Origin of the sequence: Polynucleobacter hirudinilacicola (assembly GCF_002192535.1) — a bacterium.
In the GTDB taxonomy this organism is placed as follows: domain Bacteria; phylum Pseudomonadota; class Gammaproteobacteria; order Burkholderiales; family Burkholderiaceae; genus Polynucleobacter; species Polynucleobacter hirudinilacicola.
This window is the reverse complement of the sequence record NZ_NAIA01000003.1, coordinates 398800-419768: the sequence shown is the minus strand read 5'-3', so window position 1 is coordinate 419768 and position 20969 is coordinate 398800. Positions and strand designations below refer to the sequence as shown.

At 44.2% G+C, this 20969-nt stretch carries 21 protein-coding genes; 5 read left to right on the top strand and 16 right to left on the bottom strand.

Annotation, left to right across the window (positions count from 1 at the left end; translation table 11 throughout):
- Positions 1–2: 2 nt before the first annotated feature.
- The gene (locus tag B6A14_RS06225; RefSeq protein ID WP_087909640.1) at positions 3–1295 is read right to left on the bottom strand and encodes a ferredoxin:protochlorophyllide reductase (ATP-dependent) subunit N; all 1293 of its coding nucleotides are present in this window, start codon (positions 1293–1295) and stop codon (positions 3–5) included.
- A complete protein-coding gene (gene bchF, locus B6A14_RS06220) occupies positions 1292–1765 on the bottom strand; it encodes a 2-vinyl bacteriochlorophyllide hydratase (RefSeq protein ID WP_087909639.1) in 474 nt (157 codons plus the stop codon). The genes B6A14_RS06225 and bchF overlap by 4 nt, the downstream gene beginning before the upstream one ends.
- A gap of 201 nt (positions 1766–1966) precedes the next feature.
- Here bchF and B6A14_RS06215 point away from each other — a divergent pair, with 201 nt between their 5' ends.
- From B6A14_RS06215 to B6A14_RS06195, 5 genes are all read left to right on the top strand, one after another.
- Positions 1967–2800 carry a cobalamin B12-binding domain-containing protein gene (locus B6A14_RS06215; protein WP_087909638.1) on the top strand — a complete coding sequence of 278 codons (834 nt, stop codon included), beginning with the start codon at positions 1967–1969 and terminating at the stop codon, positions 2798–2800.
- Positions 2801–2820: 20 nt separating this feature from the next.
- Complete coding sequence (gene ppsR / locus B6A14_RS06210) at positions 2821–4245, top strand: transcriptional regulator PpsR (RefSeq protein ID WP_087909637.1); 1425 nt, start codon at positions 2821–2823, stop codon at positions 4243–4245.
- A 6-nt stretch (positions 4246–4251) separates the two neighbouring features.
- Entirely contained in the window at positions 4252–4947 is a 696-nt protein-coding gene (locus B6A14_RS06205) for a spheroidene monooxygenase (protein ID WP_087909636.1), read from the top strand.
- Positions 4931–6421 carry a 1-hydroxycarotenoid 3,4-desaturase CrtD gene (crtD, locus tag B6A14_RS06200; protein ID WP_087909635.1) on the top strand — a complete coding sequence of 497 codons (1491 nt, stop codon included), beginning with the start codon at positions 4931–4933 and terminating at the stop codon, positions 6419–6421. Before B6A14_RS06205 ends, crtD begins: the two co-directional genes overlap by 17 nt.
- Positions 6422–6615: 194 nt before the next feature.
- Positions 6616–7347 (top strand): carotenoid 1,2-hydratase, encoded by a 732-nt coding sequence (locus tag B6A14_RS06195; protein WP_236635677.1) that lies wholly within the window; start codon positions 6616–6618, stop codon positions 7345–7347.
- A gap of 21 nt (positions 7348–7368) precedes the next feature.
- Here the strand turns inward: B6A14_RS06195 and B6A14_RS06190 are convergent, their stop codons facing one another.
- The 14 genes from B6A14_RS06190 to B6A14_RS06125 form a co-directional block, all read right to left on the bottom strand.
- Positions 7369–8361 carry a phytoene/squalene synthase family protein gene (locus tag B6A14_RS06190; protein WP_236635676.1) on the bottom strand — a complete coding sequence of 331 codons (993 nt, stop codon included), beginning with the start codon at positions 8359–8361 and terminating at the stop codon, positions 7369–7371.
- Between the two features lie 55 nt (positions 8362–8416).
- Positions 8417–9976: a phytoene desaturase gene (locus B6A14_RS06185; protein WP_087909633.1), complete on the bottom strand. Its 1560-nt coding sequence runs from the start codon at positions 9974–9976 to the stop codon at positions 8417–8419.
- Between the two features lie 57 nt (positions 9977–10033).
- Entirely contained in the window at positions 10034–11077 is a 1044-nt protein-coding gene (gene pufC, locus B6A14_RS06180; protein WP_087909632.1) for a photosynthetic reaction center cytochrome PufC, read from the bottom strand.
- Positions 11074–12075: a photosynthetic reaction center subunit M gene (gene pufM / locus B6A14_RS06175; RefSeq protein WP_087909631.1), complete on the bottom strand. Its 1002-nt coding sequence runs from the start codon at positions 12073–12075 to the stop codon at positions 11074–11076. The genes pufC and pufM overlap by 4 nt, the downstream gene beginning before the upstream one ends.
- Before the next feature lie 28 nt (positions 12076–12103).
- A complete protein-coding gene (gene pufL, locus B6A14_RS06170) occupies positions 12104–12928 on the bottom strand; it encodes a photosynthetic reaction center subunit L (protein ID WP_087909630.1) in 825 nt (274 codons plus the stop codon).
- 99 nt (positions 12929–13027) lie between these two features.
- Complete coding sequence (pufA, locus tag B6A14_RS06165) at positions 13028–13204, bottom strand: light-harvesting antenna LH1, alpha subunit (protein ID WP_087909629.1); 177 nt, start codon at positions 13202–13204, stop codon at positions 13028–13030.
- Between the two features lie 10 nt (positions 13205–13214).
- Entirely contained in the window at positions 13215–13436 is a 222-nt protein-coding gene (locus B6A14_RS06160) for a hypothetical protein (protein ID WP_087909628.1), read from the bottom strand.
- A gap of 49 nt (positions 13437–13485) precedes the next feature.
- Positions 13486–13632, bottom strand: coding sequence for a light-harvesting antenna LH1, beta subunit (gene pufB / locus B6A14_RS06155; protein ID WP_087909627.1), 147 nt, complete (start codon positions 13630–13632; stop codon positions 13486–13488).
- Between the two features lie 123 nt (positions 13633–13755).
- The gene (bchZ, locus tag B6A14_RS06150) at positions 13756–15213 is read right to left on the bottom strand and encodes a chlorophyllide a reductase subunit Z (RefSeq protein WP_087909626.1); all 1458 of its coding nucleotides are present in this window, start codon (positions 15211–15213) and stop codon (positions 13756–13758) included.
- Positions 15213–16736: a chlorophyllide a reductase subunit Y gene (bchY, locus tag B6A14_RS06145; protein WP_236635675.1), complete on the bottom strand. Its 1524-nt coding sequence runs from the start codon at positions 16734–16736 to the stop codon at positions 15213–15215. The genes bchZ and bchY overlap by 1 nt, the downstream gene beginning before the upstream one ends.
- A 14-nt stretch (positions 16737–16750) precedes the next feature.
- A complete protein-coding gene (locus B6A14_RS06140) occupies positions 16751–17758 on the bottom strand; it encodes a chlorophyllide a reductase iron protein subunit X (protein ID WP_087909621.1) in 1008 nt (335 codons plus the stop codon).
- Entirely contained in the window at positions 17755–18705 is a 951-nt protein-coding gene (gene bchC / locus B6A14_RS06135) for a chlorophyll synthesis pathway protein BchC (protein WP_087909618.1), read from the bottom strand. Before bchC ends, B6A14_RS06140 begins: the two co-directional genes overlap by 4 nt.
- Positions 18706–18784: 79 nt before the next feature.
- Entirely contained in the window at positions 18785–19948 is a 1164-nt protein-coding gene (locus B6A14_RS06130) for a methyltransferase (protein WP_161491115.1), read from the bottom strand.
- Between the two features lie 16 nt (positions 19949–19964).
- On the bottom strand, positions 19965–20870 hold the full coding sequence (locus B6A14_RS06125; RefSeq protein WP_087909613.1) for a polyprenyl synthetase family protein: 906 nt from the start codon (positions 20868–20870) through the stop codon (positions 19965–19967).
- Positions 20871–20969 lie beyond the last annotated feature (99 nt).

The window sequence follows — 20969 nt, the reverse complement described above, 5'->3', positions numbered from 1 at the left end:
CCTTAAGCAGCCAATCTCATACTGCGGTTCAAAGGACGTGCAAATAGCTCTGCTAAGTCTGCAGCCTGCTCATAGCCGTGTACGGGACTAAACACCAACTCAATCGACCACTTGGTTGTAATGCCCTCTGCTTCCAGTGGATTGGCTAGCCCTAGACCACAAACCACAATATCGGGCTTATCACTACGACATCTATCTAATTGCTTCTCGACATCTTGGCCTTCCACAATTCTGGAATGCTCAGGCAATAATTCCAGCTCTGCCTCAAGATGCTGTTTATGCAGATAAGGTGTTCCAATTTCTAGCACTTTCATACCGCATTCTTGTGACAGAAAACGCGCCAATGGAATCTCTAATTGAGAGTCTGGAAAGAAAGAGATGCTTTTGTTTTCTAACATTGGCAAATAGCGCGCCAAACTCTTTCTAGCGCGTTCGATTCTGGCTTGCGTGACCTGCTCGAAATGGGGTGAGGTAATACCCCACTCATTCGCTGCAGCCTTTAACCAAGCTGTAGTTCCCTCAACACCAAATGGGAATGGTGCAGAAATTCTTTTAGCGCCCCGCTCTTCAATCAATCTGGCTGTTTCAGCCAAGAATGGCTGTGCAAGTAAGTATTGAGTGTTGCCATCAATCTCAATTTTTTGCTGAGAGTTCTTAGGCGGGAAAAATGAAACTTGACCAATGCCAAGCTCGGTAAAAAGACGCTGAAATTGATCTTCCACAACATCCGGCAAACAACCGACAACTAATAGTTTTTTCTCGCCTACTGCTGTTGGCTTTGGAATCTCATTCACCAAAGAGGCCAGGCATGCATCCTCTCCCTGGGTGAAAGTAGTTTCAATACCGCTACCCGAGTAACTCAAGATGCGACAGTGATTCAAAAACTCTTTGTTTAATCGCTGCGCAGCTCTCGAAAGGTCCAACTTAATGACTTCAGAAGGGCATGAGCCTACTAAAAACAGCATTTTGATATCAGGACGACGTGCAAGTAAGGCCTTTACAACACGGTCCAATTCTTCATGCGCGTCTGCAATCCCCGCAAGATCACGATCATCAATAATGGCAGTAGCAAAACGTGGCTCTGCAAATATCATCACGCCAGCAGCAGATTGAACCAAATGGGCACAGGTGCGAGAGCCGACCACTAAAAAGAATGCGTCTTGTATTTTGCGGTGCAGCCAAATAATTCCGGTAAGTCCACAAAACACTTCTCTTTGTCCGCGCTCTTTATAGATGGGAATATTTTTGCCCACTAAGCCTGCGTGATCTTTTGGCAAGTCTACGATGGCATTCATGCGGCAACCCCTTTATTCATCTGCAAACGAGCGATACGCAGTTTGTAAATGAATTGACCTGCATTAATAAAGTAAGAGGCGTAGGCTGCCAAAGCAAGATACATCAAGCCACGCTGACCCATATCTCCCAAGATAAGGAAATAGAGATAGAGGGTATGCAGAAAAATAACCAACATACTAAAAACATCTTCCCAGAAGAAGCTTTCTGCAAAAAGATATTTTCCGAAAACCACTTTTTCCCAAATGCTTCCTGTGAGCATGATTAGATAGAGAAATACCGTTTTAATCACTACGGAAATAGTTGCCAATTCATAACCATTTCCAGTAACGAGATATCTCAGCACCAAACAAAGGCTCACAAGGCAAACCAAAAACTGAATTGGGGCCAGAATTCCCTGAACTAATGTCCAGATAGTGGCATCGCGTTTTGCGCGTTGTTCTGGGTTGTAAAGGGGCTTACTAGTCTTCATTTTTTGAGGCTGCCTTGTTGGCTATGTGTAAACAAAACTTTACGCCAAATTTGCCTTACAAAAACTAGTATTTACCCTGATATTTATAGGTATAAACCCTATTTATAGCAAAATAATTGCCTTATTCTGATTACAAGTGTAATAATTATTTTACATTTTCATTATCGCTCATGACGCAATTACTATCCTAAGGGCTATTTAGTGAATACATTAGCTAAGAAAGAACTCATCAGGGAAGTTGTCAGCACTCAATTACCAGTATTAATTGAGGAGATTGAACGCAAAGTAGACGGCTCAGCGTCTAGGACCTCCTCTAATCAAAATTGGCTTCAGCCCCCGTCAGATAAGCAAGGCAAAGCCTCTAACGCTCTCGATGAAGAAGAAGTTAATAGAATTGCTAACCTTTTACTCAATGCTGAAGAAGGCGCATTTGAACTTGCGATCACAACCCATAAAGCCCATGGAATAGCAATTGACTACATTGTTTTAGAGCTGATACCAGAGCTTGCAAGAAAATTAGGAAAGCACTGGGAAGAAGATAGCCTGAGCTTTGCAGACGTATCCATTGGCGTCAATAAGCTTGAAAGAGTCATCTACAAACTAGATTACCTCTTTCAGGCAAATCAGCTAGAGCGACAACAAAATAAATCCATCTTTATTTCTGGCTGTCCTGGCTCACAGCACACACTTGGCACGCTCATCTTCGCCAACTTTCTGACGTATTCTGGTTGGCAGGTGCATCGGCCCAATAAAGCCAATATTGACTCCATGGTTGAAGGAGTCGAAACAAAAATGCATCAAGCACTTGCGATTTCAGTTGCAACGAATGAGCAGCTTGAAGAACTTCCAAACTTGATAAATTTACTCAGACAAAAATCGAAGAACCCAAAAATCGTTGTTCTCATTGGAGGGCCGCTCTATAATAAAGCGCCCGATGCTTTTGACCATATTCAGGCAGATGTTAAGGCGTTTAGTCCTGAGGGGTCCGTTCAACAACTTGAGCAGTATCTCAGCCAATTAGAACAAAAAACTTAGAAGAATAAGTAGAAGACACTGTGACCAAAATTTATCATTCAGATTCTTCAAAACTAAATAATATCGATATTCATTTAGCAGCCGAGCTGCTTGCCTACTCAGTTGACATTGCACTCATCATCGATAAAGCCGGTGTGATTGAAAAAGTCATTGATGGTACCAAACCCATTTCTAGTAATACAGCATCTTTAACCAATAAAAAATGGTTAGATACTGTTGCGATTGACAGCCAACCAAAAATCAACGCCCTTCTCAAAACCAATGAAGATCGTGATGAGCAAAAATGGCGTCAAGTAAATCAAGAGATAGATGGATCCAATTCAATTCCCATTCAATACAGCACCATCTTTTTCCCAAAAGAAAACAAGTCGGTTGCGATTGGTAAAGATCTCAGCAGCATTTCTACTCTGCAGCAAAAATTAGTTGAGTCCCAACAGGAAATTGAGCGTGATTATGCAAATCTTCATGCGATCCAGAATCGTTACCTGCAGCTTTTTAATAGTATTGACCAGGCTTATTTAATTGTAGATAGCCAGACCTTAAAAATTATTGAGGTCAATAAATCAGCCGGTTTCTTAGTGGGTGATCTGAAGAAAATTCAGGGCAAACTCTTTGTCAATTTATTTCCTGCAAAAGATCATGAAGCGATTCAAAACTACCTTCTGGAATCCAAGTCTGGGATATTGCAATCATCGATTCAAACAACCCTTGAGAATCTAAAAGAGAATGTAGAAATTTCGAGTGCGCTTCTGCGCGAGGGAAATCAAAATATATGCCTTGTATCCATTAAGCCAAAATCTCAAGCTGCCCATCTTGGGACAGTCAATGAGCAGGCAACATTACTTGCCCAAGCAATGGAGGATTTTCAAGACGGCTTTATCGTTTGTAGTACCAACGGGGTTGTCCTTACTACCAATAACACGTTTGTGTCGATGTCCCAATCTACCCAAAAAGAGGGCATCCTAGGAAAGTCACTAGAAATTTGGCTTGGAAGAGCTAGCATTGATCTCAAGATTATTCTGGGTACAGTTCGTGAATACGGCTCCATCAAAGATTATGCAAGTACGATTACTGCGGATGATGGCAGCTCGCCTTTAGATGTCCGCATTTCTGCTGTCGGTTTTAATAGCGGGAAACTTTCACTTGTTGCAATTGGCATCCATCAAGTTTCTAAGGCCTCGAATCAACCAACTGATAAGCCAGAAAATCTTGGCAAGAACGCCAAAGAATTAACTCAATTAGTTGGTAAGGTGCCACTCAAACAAATCGTTACCGAGACCACCGACATCATTGAAAAACTTTGTATTTTGGCTGCGCTTGACCTCACCATGACAAATAGAGCATCGGCAGCTGAGTTGCTTGGCTTATCACGCCAGGGTCTGTACATCAAAATGAGACGTTTTGGTATTGTTGACAGCAATGCCAACGATGATGCTGACGCCTAAGATCGAATGAATGAGCAGACAGCAGTATTAGGCTTAATTGATATTGCTCCCAATGCCAGAGGATGGGGATTTTCTCGGTACATCTTAGGTAAGCTCCCTTTTAAACACATTCCCGGTTTGCAATTTTGTAAAGTGCTGGGCTCTGGTTTGAATGGTGGATTTAGCACCACACCTAGCCTTACTAAACAAGGCTTCTTCTGTGTCTTTGATTCTGCGCAAAATGCCGCACGGTTTGAGGAATCATCATCGATTCTGAAAGCGTATCAAGATCACGCTAAAGAGTTTTTTCTGGCCACTGTTCAGCCCTACTCCAGTCGTGGCTCTTGGTCTGGCTTCTCCTTATTATGCTCAGACCCGAATCCTCCGAAGCTAGGTCCCATTGCATCATTGACCAGAGCTTCTATTAGACCAAGTAAAGCAATGCAATTTTGGGCAAAGGCAAAACCTGCAGAAGATGCTATTAATCTTGCTTCAGGAAAGATTCTGACAGCGGGAGTTGGTGAGGCCCCCTACTTTCGTCAGGCTACCTTCACTATTTGGGATAACGCTCAGTCGCTTGATCAATATGCTCAGCAAGGCGCGCATCTATCAGCAATTAAAGCGGCTTACGGACAGGCGTATTTTTCTGAATCAATGTTTACGAGATTCAGGGTAATTAAGGCGCAAGGTATTTGGCAAGGTAAACATGTCCAAATCCCCTAAGATCCTTGTTGTTGGGGCAGGTATTGGTGGACTCACTGCCGCACTTGAGCTTGCGCATCGCGGTCTTGATGTCACTGTATTAGAAAAAGGCAATGCCCCTGGAGGGAAGATTCGGGCCATTAAAGTAGATGATGCACCGATTGATTCTGGGCCCACCGTATTTACGATGCGTTGGATCTTCGAACAACTCTTTGCTGACTGCGGTGAAAGTTTTGATGCGGAGTTTGAGTTAGAGGCGCTGGATATTCTGGCTCGGCATAGCTGGGGGGATGCGCCACTTGATCTCTATGCGGATACTCAAAAAAGCGCTGATGCCATTGCACAATTCTCTAGTCCTAAGCAAGCTCAGTTATTTTTAGAGTTTTGCAAGACAGCGAAAAAAGTGTATGAGTCACTAAAAGATCCATTTATTGAATCTCCGCGTCCAAACTTACTCGGCATGATGTCTGCACTAGGTATCCAAAAGAGCAAAGTACTTTGGGATATTGGGCCATTTAGTAATCTTTGGTCTGCGCTTGCAAACTATTTTCCAGATCCGCGTTTACACCAATTATTTGGTCGCTATGCAACCTACTGTGGCTCATCTCCCTACCTGGCACCAGCTACCCTCATGCTCATTGCTGAGGTAGAAATGAAAGGGGTATGGTCCATCAAAGGTGGCATGACTAAAATCCCAGAGGTTATAGCCCGCTTGGCCCAAAAAAAAGGGTGTCATTTTCAATATGGGGCTGAGGTTCAATCGCTCCAATTTTCGGGATCCAAGATAAGCGGCGTTCAACTCACTTCTGGCGAGGTCATTGAATGCGATTACCTGATCTTTAATGGCGATATCAACGCGCTGCAACATGGCTTACTGGGTAAGCAGGCAAATGCTGCCATTCCCCAGAACTTAAAGCAAACCGATTCACTTTCAGCAGTGACCTGGTCTATGCGCGTCAAGGCATCAGGCTTTCCATTGGTAAGACATAACGTATTCTTTAACCAGCCCTACCAAAGTGAATTTACCGATATCTTTGAAAAGAAAAAATTACCTAGCAATCCTACTGTCTATATTTGCGCCCAAGACAGAAGAGACTTTGCAAGTGAAAATAATGACTATGAAAGAATTTTTTGCTTAGTCAACGCACCTGCCAATGGCGATATTCAATCTGATGATGAGGAAATAGAACGATGCGAACAAAAAGCTTTTTCACTCATGCGCCAGTATGGCCTTCAACTGCAGGATGCACAGATCACGCGAACCTCACCCCAGCAATTTGCCAAACTATTTCCGGGGCGAGGTGGAGCTCTTTATGGCCAAGCAACTCACGGCTGGATGAGCTCCTTTCAACGGCTAGGTTCTCAATCTCAAATTCAGAATCTACTTCTAGCGGGGGGCAGCGTTCATCCGGGTCCGGGAGTTCCAATGGCAGCTATGTCAGGACGACTGGCGGCCGCAACCCTGATGGAACGCCTCGGTTTGATCAAGCAGTAGATCCTGGCAACTATCTCTGGTGGTACATCGACGGCCTCAGCGATGATGGGCTCTATGGATTTAGCATTATTGCTTTTGTAGGCAGCGTCTTTTCACCCTACTATGCCTGGGCTAACAAAACAAAACTAGCGCCTGCGGATGATTACTGCGCAATTAATGTAGCACTCTATACCCCCACAAAAAAATACTGGACCATGACTGAGCGCGGTCAAAATGCGATTGAGAGAACAGCCCATCAATTTACTGTTGGGCCTAGTCATTTACGCTGGGAAAATGATGTGCTCACCATTCAGATTGATGAGCGCGTTCCTCTATTAGGGACAAAAGTTCAAGGAAGTATCAAAGTATTTCCCGAGCAACTCTTTCATCATGTTGTAGCACTAGATGATCATCAAAAGCACCGCTGGGGCCCTATCGCACCATCAGCAAGAGTGGAAGTTTCCTTTACAAACCCTTCTCTTCAGTGGCAAGGAAATGCTTATTTTGACTCTAATGAGGGCGATGAGGCCATCAGCAAGCCTTTTAGTGAATGGGATTGGTCAAGAGCCCATCTCAAAGATGGCAGCACAGCAGTCATCTACGATGTCAGACAAAAGAATGGCAATGAGCGCATCATTGCGAGCAAATTTAATCCTAACGGAACTGTAGAGTCCTTTGAGCCACCAGCAAGAGTGTTACTTCGAAAAACGGGCTGGGGCATCAAACGCAATATGCGTTCCGAACAATCCGGGGGAGAGCCTAGTGTCACCCTTCTGAATACCTATGAAGACACGCCCTTTTATGCGCGCTCAATGATCCAATCCCACTTACTGGGTGAAGAGGTCGTTTCAATGCATGAGACACTCAATGTCAAGCGCTTAGAGTCTAATATTGTGCAATTGATGCTGCCCTGGAGAATGCCCAGAAACCCAACTCGCCTGTTTTAAATTGGCAGTGCGGGAATATTGTTAATGCTGGGCTAGGGAGTTGTAGGACTGTACTTTGCGCCGCTCAATCTTTTCCATCAGCCCAACAACCCAAATCAACCGATCTTCTACTGAACCACTGTAGTGAGCATAAGGCGCCTCAGGCTCAACCGCATCCACTAGAAATTGAATTGATGGAATTTTACTGAGGCTATGATTTAATTTTGAGCTATAGATAGTCGATTGCAAAGACTTTAGCAATAGCAATATTTTTTTCCGCTTAGAAACTACTGCCCTATTGCTGATGCTATCAAGCCCTTGCCGCTCAATTTGTCGACTAATCTCTGAGTAAATTAAGCTGGCAGCAGAAATGGCGGAACGACAGTTGCGTGGTAAGCCAACGATGCCATATGAAGCGCGCTTATACATGTCATCTGCTTGAGATATGAGTCTTTGAATCACTCTGGAGATTGCATCGTTAAACACTGGATTTTGTAACCAAGCATCTGGATCAATATTTTCAGCTTTAAGCCACTCTCTTGGTAAATATAAGCGATGATTTCTGGCATCTTCACCTACATCCCGAGCAATATTGGTGAGCTGCATTGCTAAACCAAGTTCACATGCACGCTCTAAGATATCGCGGTCGCGTACGCCCATGATGAGGGTCATCATTGCGCCTACTGTCGAGGCAACTCTTGCGGCATAGTCACACAGCTCATCAATTGTTTGATACTGACGCCCAGTGCGATCCCATCTAAAACCTTCCACCAAGGCTTCTAATATGTCACGGGGAATTAAAAACCGTGAGACCACAATCGCTAAAGCTCTGTCAGCCGGAATATCTACTGGATTTTGTGCATAGATACGATCAAGACGATATTCGATTTGCTTAATCACATCCTCAGGGGCGTGTTGATCATCCACCATATCATCAAGCATGCGACAAAAAGCATACAAGGCTATGGCTGAATCACGAATCTTCGTTGGAAGTATTCTGGCTGCAGAAAAAAAGGATTTGGAACCATCCCGCATCAGATTCTCGCAAGTCTCTAAATCTATCTGAAATCCATATTCAGAGGTAATCGCTCTATCTAGCATGATTGGATACCATTTTTGCGGGAGTAATAAGTGAATCCAGTGCTTTTGCAGAAGACAAGACTCCCGGAATTCCAGCCCCTGGGTGCGTACTTGCACCAACCATATAGAGGCCTTCAATATCTTCACTGCGATTATGGGGTCTGAACCAAGCACTCTGCGTCAAGAGTGGCTCAAGGCCAAATGCAGCACCCTTATAAGAAAGCAGTCGATCCTGAAAGTCTTGTGGCGTCATCACAAATGATTCCACCAGATTCTCTTCTAAACCGGGTAAAACAGTTTCGCCTAGCATTTTGGCAATTGATTTTCTGTATGACTCTGCCACTTCGCTCCAATCAGTTCCGCTATCTAAGTGCGGCACTGGCGACAAGACGTAGAAAGTATCGCAGCCCTCTGGAGCCAAACTAGGGTCTGTAGCAGTAGGACGATGTAAGTAGAGACTAAAATCTTTAGCCAAATGATGGCGCTTAAAGATATCGTTTAATAATTCTTTATAGCGCTCACCTAATAACATCATATGGTGTGGCACTTGAGGATATTGCTTTTTGGTCCCGAAGTACCAAACAAATAAACTCATTGAGTACTTACCATTTTCAATTTTTTTATCTGTCCATACTTTACGATATTCAGGATCAATGAGATTTTTATAGGTCCAAGCAGTATCAGCATTGGATACCACTTTATTGGCGTATAAAACGTCGCCATTTTCCAAGGTCACACCAGTGACTTTATTGTCAACAATATTGATTTTCTTGACGGTACTTGCATAACGGATGCTTACGCCTAAGCCGTTTAATAAACCAACCATTCCTTTAATGATGGAGCCCGTCCCACCCATGGCGGAATGAACCCCCCATTTACGCTCTAGAGAGTTAATCAGTGCATAAGCAGAGCTGACAGAAAAAGGATTTCCGCCAATCAATAGAGGATGAAAACTCATTACTTCACGTAATTGCGGGTCTTTAATATACTTTGCTACCACGCTATACAAACTCTTCCAAGCGCGCATCTTAATTAAATTAGGCATGGCTTTTACCAAGTCCTGAACATTATCAAATGCAACATCGCCCAGGTCTTCAAAGGCCAGCTTATAGCAACTTTCTGCTTCATCTAAAAATCGGAGATAGCCCGGTAGGTCTTTTGGACTAAATTTAGCGACTTCTACTTTCATGCGCTCCAAGTCGCCGGTGTAGTTAAAAACACGTCCATCAGCAAAGCGAATTTGGTAAAAAGGATCCATTGCCCGAAGGTCAACATCATCTGACATCTTTTTACCGCACATATCCCATAACTCTTCTAATAAGAATGGTGCAGTAATGATGGTTGGACCCGCATCGAATGTGAATCCATTACGACGATGAACATATGCACGCCCACCTGCGCTGCCGAGTCTTTCAAGGACCTGAACATCGTAGCCTTTGAGTGCCAATCGAATAGCTACCGCAAGGCCGCCAAATCCTGCGCCAATCACCAAAGCGCGCTCAGAATTATTGACATGGCTATATGCCACTACATTTTCTGGAATCTTAAAGTGATCGACCTTTTGGTCCATCAAGCGCCCTTTAAATTAAATCTCCATCGATCAGATTGATTGATGGAGATTTGGTCATTAGTTCTTAGCAAGTTGATTGCCATCTTTTGGCTTGTTGTTACTCGGAGCCAAGAATGGGTAATCTTGCAACATACTCTTGCCTAAAAGTGGTTTATTAACACCCTGGTGACAAGTTGCACAGTTTGCTTTACCAACATCACCATCAGGCCCCTTCCGGTGCACAGGCGATATGGAAGCCAAAGGACTGATAAAGGTCGTATTGACATCTTTCAGCATCTGAATTCCTTGCCAAGCCTGGATACGTTGTGGAGTGCTCTCTTCCCAACTATTAAATGCACGACTGTTATGGCAATAGGTGCAGTTCACTCCCAGCGAATGGGACATATGTGACATCACACCATAAATATTCTCAGTGCTTTGCAAGGATCCTTTGTTACCTGTAGGTAATGCCGTATCCCCAATGATGCGAGCGGCACCAGCATTGGCTACAAAGTAACTGGCAAAGGGCTGATTCGGTAATGAAGAATAGCCATTTGTTTTTTGCGGATCATTTTGACCATTAGCATTACCCAACATATTGCCACCCCGTTTTTCAACAGGATTAAACCAAACGTTTTGCGGAACATTATTGCCACGGTGACAGGTGTAGCAGGTTACCCCGGTAGTCTTAACGTGATCGCCCCAATTACCGTTAATACTTTGATTCATCTGAATCATTCTTCTAGCAACGTTTTTGGTATAAAGCGAGTCATCAGCAAAATTTTGAACGTTATGACAGTAAGCACAACCCTCATTAGGCGCAACCCAAGCAGTCATAGAAACCATAAAGGTACTAAATTGAGCAGCGCTCAGATTATTCAAGACCTTGACGTTCTTATAGACCGCCCCTGCCTTTGGACCATCTGGTGATGAAGGTAGTGCCGCTGGCATCTCATTGATCTTGGCTAACTGTTCATCAGTACGTGGATTATTGATTTGATCCATACCAGTTCCACGATAGCCCGTTTGCTTTGCGTCTATCGGCGGTCTTTCGCAGGCCGTCAATGTCACCATTGCAAAGATACTCAATGCAATCGAAATTTTATGAGTCAAATTTTTCATTTTTTGTCCCCTTTAGCTACTGGGGCTGCCGGTGCTTTCAAAGCTGGGTCAGCTACAGTCCCATAAATCGCTGGATAGGCAGGAGCAATATTGTGTTTTACTCCCCATAAATACCAGTTCTCCACTACCGTACCGGTTAACAAGATTCCAATACCGCCAGTCAATGGAGTTAAGACTGCAAACCACCAAGCCCAACGATGGATAGATTCCATGGTTGCATTAAAGCCCATCGTCCATCTCCAGAACAACGCAGCTCTTTCAGATGCGGTTCCGCGATCAACAATCTGTTCAATCTCTCGTTCACCACCAAAGCGGCTTACCGCAAGAATGGTTGCACCGTGCATTGCAAACAACAGCACTGAACCATAGAGGAAAACAATTGAGAGCATGTGAAATGGGTTGTAAAACAGATTTCCATAACGAATGGATAAAGCAGATGTCCAATCTAGGTGAGAGAAGATTCCAAAGGGAACGCCTTCACTCCAGCTGCCCATCAATACTGGACGGAATAAGCCGAGTACTAGAAATAACCAAATGGCAGAAGCAAATGCCCAAGGTACGTGGGTACCCATTCCCAATGCTTGCGCCCTACGGAAGGTACGCAACCACCACAACATAATGGAGATTGTGGTGAATAAGCCCACAATTAACCACCAACCCCCTTCATTCAATGGCGGAAATGTCAGTCCATATTTAGGGGCCGGTGCATCAAGCGATAACCAGAATAGTTTTTTCACAAACTGTAGTGGATTCCAGTTCACTTGCGCCAGCATATTCATGCCAATAATGAAAAAGGCAGTCATACCAAACATCAATGATGCGACACCAAGGCGCCCAAGGTAGATGGGGCCTAGTTGTGCATTACCCAGTCGCCCCATGAGATGACTAAAGCCAATGGTTTTAGTTCTTTCGCGCATATCGTATGCGTTAATAGGAACGCCATGACTAGCGGGGCCGGTTACTTGCGTTTGTGTAAATAGGTTTTGATATTCCATCATGCTCTCCGCATTTTCAATTGAGCTAAAACTATCCCCAGATTGGTAAATTCAACCACCATGTCCACCACTCCGGCCATCCTTTAGTCCAAAATGGTCCGCTAATGACAATACATACTGCGCTCCAAAATACTGCTGCTAGAGCTAGAAATAAACCTAAGCGATGGATACCCAGTGTTCCAACGGAGTAACCCACAATATCTCTAAAGAATGTGTCTTCGTGCTCTGGTGTTCTAACCGTATGCCCAGGTTGAGGATTGGTTGATGACAAAATCAATGCGCCATGCAATGACAGCGCTAGTGTTGTTGTAAAGAACAATGTCACTGCAATCATATGTGCAGGGTTGTAATGAAAGTGTAGATACTGATAACCAGTATTCGACACCCAATCTAAGTGGCTGAGGATTCCATACGGAAAACCAAAATGCCATGCACCCATCAAAATAGGTCTGATGACCACTAGCGTGAAGTAAGCAAAGATCGCCATACTAAAAGCAGCCGGTACATGTAAGCCCATACCCAGTTTGCGTGAGATCTCAACTTCGCGCATCGCCCAGGATCCAAAAGCACCTAAGGCACAAATGGTAATCAGCTGCCACAATCCGCCCTCCATTAATGGCGCTACCCCAAGTCCATATTTAAGGTCTGGCGGAGCAATATTGATTTGCCAGATATTCCAGACTCCCATCTGAGAAGTGCCCCATAAAATCATCGCGGTACCTAAGAATGCGAAAAATATGGTTGTTACACCAAAAAATCCAACATAAAAAGGACCTACCCAGAAATCAAAAAGATCTCCACCAATGAGGGTTCCACCGCGAACGCGGTATTTCTTTTCAAAGTTGAGCATGGCCATTTTGTGCTCCTAACATAATGAGAATTTTTCTCAAAATAAATTAATCGTACGTAGACGAATGGCTATTTCTAGATATTCGTCTACGGTTTTCACTTCTAATTACTTCTTCGCTGCTGAGATTGCTGCTTTGTACTGCTCTTGACTCATTCCATCCAACCATTTGTATTGAACTGTGCTCAATAAAATGAGATGAATCATGGCCGCCAAAGCAAAAAGAAAAACGCCCTGTGCAACCATCGCACGTAACGGGTCGTATAACTTCCATACTCTCCACATAATATTTCTCCTAATTTAAGTAAGACATAAAGCTGTAAACGCCTGACTCAACTGACTTTAAAAATGATGCACCGTCAGATTCGGAAAATAACCAACTTTTCTGAGAGGAAGGCAACACAACCAAAATGAGGGCAACGATAAAGATCACCACATAACTAACTAAGAAAATGAACTTGAAGGACATGGTGTCCTGAAAATCATTTTTATTGATTAAATCTGTATTGGTCTTCATATTCACTACTCCTTTTAGCTGCGCTATTTACTATGTACTTACTACTGCATCAAAAGAACCATGGACGCCATGCCCATACAAGTATGTGCGCGACGACTGCGATAGCAACAAACCCTAAAAGACCTTGCACATAAAATGCATGGAATTCTTGAGCCTCTGCATCGGTAAGCCCAGATATAGATCTGTTTTCACTCATGATGACAACTCCTTGAAACTGACCTTGCGGTCTTTTCTACATCACCCCTGTAGATTTGAGGATATGACCTGGAAAAGTCATATTGGTTTAACCCTTGGTCAGGGTAATTTCTTTGTGCTGAGCTCATACAACCTCTCCCGCTGTAATGGAGAACGATGACTTCTGCACACAATCTACTGTGACTCTTTCGATATTCTGTTTACGTGCCTCAAGCTCTGCCTCATCTCGCATTCTTTTGGCTGCAGAGATTTGAGTTAGCACAGGTTGATTGCTAATTAACTTATTGAGTAGCGTTTGCGCTTCTTGCTCCCAAGGCATCGTCTTAATTGAGCTCTGTACTTTGGCAGGTGTTTTATCAACCTTATCCATCTCTGAACCTAGCGGGAGAATATTGAATAAGGCATCAAACAGAGAGTTACAAACTTCTTGGATCAAATAGACCGAACCTGCATAGCCCATAAAAGGGGTACCGGTATGCCGACGAATAATTGCTCCAGGGAATGAAGCAGGAATGTAGGAAAAACGTGCGCCGATTTCACTGCCATACATGCGCTCGTTATAACTTCCAAACATCACTAGCGGTGTTTTCTTCTGCACTAGTTCACGAATCTCAACGTTATTTGTTTTATTACCTGGCATCCTAGGAACTGCAAAATTACAAGGAAGTCCCATTTCCTCTTCGAGGAAATTTCGAATTCCTCGGGTATAGGTTTCATTAGCAACAATGGCAAAACTGGCGGTGCCAAAAAAGTCCTGAGTAACAGAGCGCCATAAATCCCAAATAGGCTTGAGTGTGGTGTGTTTTTCTTTTTCAATAAACTCTTCTACATCGAGTTCACAGAGCTCGCCCAACTTTCTTAGGAAAGCCGTTGTAGATTGCATGCCAATTGGAGCCTGTAGATAAGGGCGCTCTAAAGTTTCACAAAGTAAACGTCCATATTCACGATACATACAAACGTTGACATCGGCATCAGCTAGCTTGGGAACATCGGCAAGATGCGATCCAAGCGGGAATACCATATTGACTTCTGCACCGATACCCTCAATGAGGCGTCGTATTTCGGCTAAATCACTATATAAGTTAAAGCTGCCATAGCAAGGACCAATAATATTGACTCTCGGCTTTTCGCCAGCAACTCTTTTACGTTCTGGGATTTTTTTAAGACCGTACTCTGTCCATAACCAATTCATGGCACGATTTGCGCATTGCCACTGGTCTTCATCAATTGTTCTGGGTAAGAAGCGCTTAATCCCTGTGCCCTCTGGAGTCACACCGCCGCCAATCATTTCAGCAATCGATCCTGTGACTACTACCGCAGGTAAATCCGGATCCAATACTTTATGGGCACGCTTCATTGATTCTTCTGTGCCCTCTCTACCCAACTGCTCCTCAGCTAAACCCGTTACTACGATAGGCAGCTCATGCGGAGGTAAAGCATCGGTGTAATGCAATACGGATGTCACAGGTAAGTTTTCGCAGCCAACAGGACCGTCAATCACCACCTGCAAACCCTTCACAGCAGTGAAAACATATACTGCACCCCAATAGCCGCCAGCGCGATCGTGATCAAGAACTAGCATTAGCCCATCTCCTCAGCTTTTTGCTTGGCCTTCGCTTTTTCCATGCGACGTCTTACATCCGCTTTAAATTCAGGACGATCGACGGGCACAGACTCCCAAACACCCGTTGCATGATCTTTACCAACACCTTCAAAGAAGGAGTTCATCGCATCAAAGCGATTTTGATTTGCTAGGGCAGCATTAATGACTTGAGCTAATGAGCCAGCACCAGCTGCTCCCATTAATGGTCTTGCAGAAATCAAGTTCGTGAAATACAGAGAAGGAATTGCTAATTCTTTGGCTTTTTGTACAACCGGGGTTGTACCGATCACCAGATCTGGCTCAAACTCTTTCATAGCAGCAAGATCTTGCTCGAGAGATGCGCGATACTGTACATGCACACCATGCTGCTCTAGCCAATCTAGGTCGCTACTGCTCCAAGCTGTTTTTGGACATGCACTACCAACATAACGAACATCTGCCCCACTCTCAACTAATAAACGGGCTACCAATAACTCTGAACCTTCGTAGCCACTAAGGGTGATCCTACCTTTGATCGGCTTGGCCTTGAGTGCCGTTTGGATCATCGGTAAAAACTTGTCTTTTGCATTCCCAATTTTTGCTGTACTAACACCAGAGGCAGCTCCGATATTCTCGAGCCACTGCGCTGTACCTTCATATCCAATTGGTGCTGATCCTACGATTGCGCGACCAGCACTTTCAAACTCACGAATGCTAGCGGTATAAAAAGGATGTATTGCAGCCACTACTTTGGAATCCATGGCTTGGTAGAGTTCACGCCATTCTCGAGTTGGTACTACAGGACCAACCGCCAAATCCATTGGTTCTAACATCATGCCGATACTAATTGGGTCAACTGGGAACATCTCACCCAACAAGGTGATAGTAGGCTTATCGGAAACTCCATTGCGTGGCGCAGAAACTGGGCCGCTTTCAATTTCTGTGCGGGCATAACGCAACATGGCGCTTGCTAAAACATCTTTTGCTTCTGCATGGGTTGGCACACCGAAGCCTGGAACGTCAATACCGATAATGCGTACGCCATTAATTTCTTTTGGCAGCAGCTGCAGTGGCACACCACTAGCAGTCGGAACACATAGATTGATGATGACAATCGCATCATAAAGCTCTGGATTCGCTTCCTTGTATACCGCATCTCGAATATCTTCGAAAAGTTTTCCGGTAACCAATGACTCGGAGTTAAATGGCACATAGCCAACACTTCGGCGCGCACCATAAAAATGAGAAGTAAAGGTCAAGCCGTATACGCAACAAGCGGATCCCGACAAGATTGTCGCTGTCCGACGCATTCTCAAGCCAACGCGCAATGATCCAAATGCTGGACACATGCTTTGCGGCTGATCATGCGGGCCCTTTGGATAGTCTTTGGCGTACTGACCTAAGATTTCACTCTTATTGGCTGATTTAGCAGCCGCTAATAAATCCTCCGCCCCCGAGTGGCAGGAAATCCCAGACGTATTATTTGTCTGGTCTTGTATCGGGATGACTTTATTGGATTGCACGATGAGTTCGCTCTTTAAGCTTTGTCGTAAATCACTTCGAGGGTTGGCTTAATAACTTCATTTTTGCCAACCATGTCAAAAATCGTTGCAGGCTCAAGAACTACATCTCTACCGACTTGATTAGCCGCAAATAAACCCAGCAAGTCATCTGGAGTCATCGGCTTAGGTCTAACAGGCGGTGCCGCAGCAACATTGCTTGCTAAACCTTCAAAGAGAGGGCCCCACTGAGAATCAGGCTTGCCAATAATTTCATAGCTCGCACTCTTTCTGCGAATGTCATCATTTGCAGGAATCACAGAAAGGACTGGAATCCCAACCTGCTCTGCAAAGGCTGTTGCCTCACCAGTACCATCATCTCTATTGATGACCATACCTGCCACGCCCACATTGCCACCTAATTTACGGAAATATTCGACTGCGGAGCAAACGTTGTTAGCAACATACAAGGATTGCAGGTCGTTACTAGCAACAACAATTACTTTTTGACACATATCTCTAGCGATAGGCAATCCAAAGCCGCCGCAGACTACGTCACCCAAGAAGTCAAGCAAGACATAATCAAAACCCCAATCATGGAAGCCTAGTTTTTCTAAGGTTTCAAAACCGTGGATGATTCCGCGACCACCACAGCCCCTACCCACCTCTGGGCCACCAAGCTCCATGGCATACACGCCATCTCGTTTAAAGCAAACATCCCCAATCTTGACTTCTTCTCCAGCCAATTTCTTTTTAGAGGAGGTCTCAATAATGGTTGGGCAGGCTTTTCCACCAAAGAGTAATGAGGTGGTATCGCTTTTCGGGTCGCAACCAATGAGCAACACTTTCTTGCCCTGTTGAGCCATCATGTAGGACAAGTTGGCAAGCGTAAAGCTCTTACCAATTCCGCCCTTGCCATAAATGGCAATGATCTGAGTCTCTTTTTTGATTTCGCCGGTATGAACCTTATCAGGTTCAATTGCAGCCTCTTTTTTCAATTGTGCAAATTGAATTGTGATTTCTTTTGGGACATTTGGCGCATTCATAATGCTTCTCTCCAATCAACAACCATTTTGAGACAGCTAGGATCTTCAAATGCAGTCCGATAGACTTCATCAATTGAAGACGGCTTGCGATGATGGGTAATCAAGCCACTGAGGCTTAACTTTCCATGTGCAATAAGTTGTTTTACATCTAGTAAATCTTGAGGGGCCCACTGTGCAGCAATCCGGAATTTAGCTTCCTTCATAAATGCCTTGGGGAAATTAAACTGAATGTCTTTATCGTAAAAACCTGCGAGCGTAATCTCGCCACCAAATTGCAATTGGCTAATTAATTTATTCAAGACGCTTACTTGTCCGCTAGCATCACAAATATTTTTGTATTTATTTTCTTGATCATCGCAAGGATGTAGAACGGTGTAACCTTCCGCACCGCCCATACGATCTGTATCAATCTCCCAAACCACAGGCTTATGACCTAACAGCACAGCGATTCTGGCAATGAGTCTTCCCAATACACCATGACCTACTATGAGATCAGGCTGCAATGCTTTTTTACCTTGAGTGACGTGATAGGCTGTTGCTGCTAGCGCTAATAAAACACCTTCTTCACCAATGGCTTCTGGGAGTGCGACTACTCTGTCACCTGGCACTACAACATGAGATGCAGCTCCACCAAATAAACCTTTGACATCTCCAAAACATTTCGCGCCGGGCACAAACACTCGTTGATGAAGATCTAACTTAGAATTTTTCCCGGCTCTAGTCACTCTTCCGACCGATTCATAACCAGGCACTAAGGGGTAACCCATTCCTGGAAAATCGGGCATCGTTCCATTCCACAGCATCTTTTCAGTTCCTGTGCTGATGCCACTCCATTCAATTTGCACGACTACATCTGCATCTGTTGGTTCATCCAACAAAAGACGTTTGAGCCTGAGTTCCCGGGGGGACTCAAGCAAAACGGCGGTTGAATGTAGTTGACTCAGCATATGTATATTTTAATTTACTCTCTTTATGTAAACTAATTTATACACTAATAGAGTTCTAGTCATTAGTAATTACCCTGATTTATTTACTAATTAGTAAAACTTGGGCATTAATTGGCATGCTGCAGCGCAATACTTCTACTCCCTTAAATCCAGCGTGTACCGCTAAATTGCTAATTTCTTGAATAGTTCTGGGTCTGCCCCTACCCATAGCTAGTAAATAGAAGCCGAAATAGGCATGCCCCATGGCGGGGTGCTCGGGTGTATCGGCCATCGGCTCTGCTACCAATAGCTTGCCACTCGCAGGCAAAGCCTGGAATATTGACCTTAATAGAATTTTGACTCGCTCATCATCGTGGTCAAAAATCACGCGTATTAAGGTAATCAAATCTGCGCCAGTTGGCAGTGAGTCTTTGAAAAAATCTCCTGAGTGCACCTCAATACTCTGATGATCGGGAGCGACTAAAAAATTATCTTTAGCCAGGTTAGCAACACCTGGAAGGTCAAATAGTTTTCTTTGCAGTTCTGGAGCGCTTGAGAAAACCCGCTTTAAAAACGTTCCTTGTCCACCACCAACATCCATTAAGCATTGATGCTGAGAAAAATCATATGCATCTACTACTTGGTCTGCCACTAATGGCAAAGAAGCTGACATCAAATCAGAATAATTCTTGACACGCTCTTTATCTTTCAATGCCTCTTGATCTTGTTGATCAGGAGAAACATAAGGCCAAAATTTCTCCATCTTCTTAATTTCAACGTCACCAGATAGAAGCAGCAGTGGATCACGCAGATCTTCATAGAGAACAGTATGGTGTTCGATCATGGCAGATAGCGCAGTGTTACCCACCATCGGAGCGCCTAATGTACCCAAGCCATATCGTTGCTGCGAACGTATCTCTAACAATTGAATCGAGACAGCGGCATCCAATAATTTTTTTAAAGGGATCGCATCAAGACTACAACTCTTTTTAATATCCACTAAATCTAATGGGCCATCTTTTAAAAGATTAAAGAGATTTAAACGTACGCATGAGAGAAGTATTTGTGTGTACACAAATCCAGCCATGACATCAAATAATTGATTCGCTCTTTTCTTGGCAATATTTTTTAAGAAAGGAATTTTTGCAACACGATTTTGAAATCGAGTGTCTGCAATCAACCGATCTCGAAGAATACAAAGCCTCTCCCAAAGACTGTAGTCGTGTTGACTATCTGGAATCGACAGAGATTGAGTTTGGGCCATTCTTACAAAGTGTTTTTTAAGCTGCTTGTCTTTGAACGGCAATCGCGACTTGTCTTTCTCCGCGCTCAAACCAAGAGGAAGGCAATAGTCTTTCAGCTTCAAAAGTAACCAGTTTCTTGAGATAGCCATCACCTGGACAATTAGGAATAGAGCCAATTGCCTTGCTAACGAGAAGATCAAAATGTTCGACGGCGCCATTTAAGCCCAACTCTTTAGCTGAGCTTGGGCGATGATGTTCTTGATCTTGTCCAGAAGGCTTTCCAAGAAACTGTGCATCACCGAGTACATCGCGAATGTCATCCGCAACTTGGTATGCTTCTCCAAGCCACTCACCTAAGCCTTTCCATGTCTCAGCGTCTGACCCTGCTGCTTGAGCACCCGCTGCCGTTGCTGCAGAAAATAACGCACCAGTTTTTGCTCTCTGATAGTCACTCAGAACTGCTTGATTCTCACATTCCCAAGCCTGTCCAGCGATGATCCCAAATGGAGCACCGACACCTTGTGAAATAGTTTGAATGATCGGTGCTAAGCGCTGAGAAGATCGTCTTGAGGCTGCGGCAATCGTTTGATACGCCATCACAATGAGTGCATCACCGGACAGCACTGCCAGTCTTTCGCCGTATTCTTTATGGACTGAAGTTTGACCGCGACGCATATCTGCATCATCAAAACAAGGTAAGTCATCATGTACCAGAGAGGCGCAATGAATCATCTCCACCGCAATCGCACTAGCCATCGACAACTGTGGATCATCATTGCCACAAGCTTGGGCTACTGCTAAAGTGAGCTGAGGTCGAATGCGCGCACCCCCCGGAAATACTGCGTGCCGAATTGCTTTACTCAGTAGCGCTGGACCCTTGTCTGACTCATGAGATTTCAAGGCGTGCTCAAGAGCTCTCTCTAAATGCTTGATGGGTGACATGGCTTTTACCCCTTTAAAAGAAATAGGTTTCTTTGTCTAATTTAAAATACAATTTACTATGTAAAAAAATATAGACACTATTTCTGTCACTGTCAAACC

Excerpts from the sequence above, each read along its gene's own strand:
- B6A14_RS06225 (WP_087909640.1), bottom strand. The coding sequence starts at position 1,295 with ATGAATGCCATCGTAGACTTGCCAAAAGATCACGCAGGCTTAGTGGGC.
- bchF (WP_087909639.1), bottom strand. The coding sequence starts at position 1,765 with ATGAAGACTAGTAAGCCCCTTTACAACCCAGAACAACGCGCAAAACGC.
- B6A14_RS06205 (WP_087909636.1), top strand. The coding sequence starts at position 4,252 with ATGAATGAGCAGACAGCAGTATTAGGCTTAATTGATATTGCTCCCAAT.
- crtD (WP_087909635.1), top strand. The coding sequence starts at position 4,931 with ATGTCCAAATCCCCTAAGATCCTTGTTGTTGGGGCAGGTATTGGTGGA.
- B6A14_RS06195 (WP_236635677.1), top strand. The coding sequence starts at position 6,616 with ATGACTGAGCGCGGTCAAAATGCGATTGAGAGAACAGCCCATCAATTT.
- B6A14_RS06190 (WP_236635676.1), bottom strand. The coding sequence starts at position 8,361 with ATGCGGGATGGTTCCAAATCCTTTTTTTCTGCAGCCAGAATACTTCCA.
- B6A14_RS06185 (WP_087909633.1), bottom strand. The coding sequence starts at position 9,976 with ATGGACCAAAAGGTCGATCACTTTAAGATTCCAGAAAATGTAGTGGCA.
- pufC (WP_087909632.1), bottom strand. The coding sequence starts at position 11,077 with ATGAAAAATTTGACTCATAAAATTTCGATTGCATTGAGTATCTTTGCA.
- pufM (WP_087909631.1), bottom strand. The coding sequence starts at position 12,075 with ATGATGGAATATCAAAACCTATTTACACAAACGCAAGTAACCGGCCCC.
- pufL (WP_087909630.1), bottom strand. The coding sequence starts at position 12,928 with ATGGCCATGCTCAACTTTGAAAAGAAATACCGCGTTCGCGGTGGAACC.
- pufA (WP_087909629.1), bottom strand. The coding sequence starts at position 13,204 with ATGTGGAGAGTATGGAAGTTATACGACCCGTTACGTGCGATGGTTGCA.
- B6A14_RS06160 (WP_087909628.1), bottom strand. The coding sequence starts at position 13,436 with ATGAAGACCAATACAGATTTAATCAATAAAAATGATTTTCAGGACACC.
- pufB (WP_087909627.1), bottom strand. The coding sequence starts at position 13,632 with ATGAGTGAAAACAGATCTATATCTGGGCTTACCGATGCAGAGGCTCAA.
- bchZ (WP_087909626.1), bottom strand. The coding sequence starts at position 15,213 with ATGCTAGTTCTTGATCACGATCGCGCTGGCGGCTATTGGGGTGCAGTA.
- B6A14_RS06140 (WP_087909621.1), bottom strand. The coding sequence starts at position 17,758 with ATGAATGCGCCAAATGTCCCAAAAGAAATCACAATTCAATTTGCACAA.
- bchC (WP_087909618.1), bottom strand. The coding sequence starts at position 18,705 with ATGCTGAGTCAACTACATTCAACCGCCGTTTTGCTTGAGTCCCCCCGG.
- B6A14_RS06130 (WP_161491115.1), bottom strand. The coding sequence starts at position 19,948 with ATGGCCCAAACTCAATCTCTGTCGATTCCAGATAGTCAACACGACTAC.
- B6A14_RS06125 (WP_087909613.1), bottom strand. The coding sequence starts at position 20,870 with ATGTCACCCATCAAGCATTTAGAGAGAGCTCTTGAGCACGCCTTGAAA.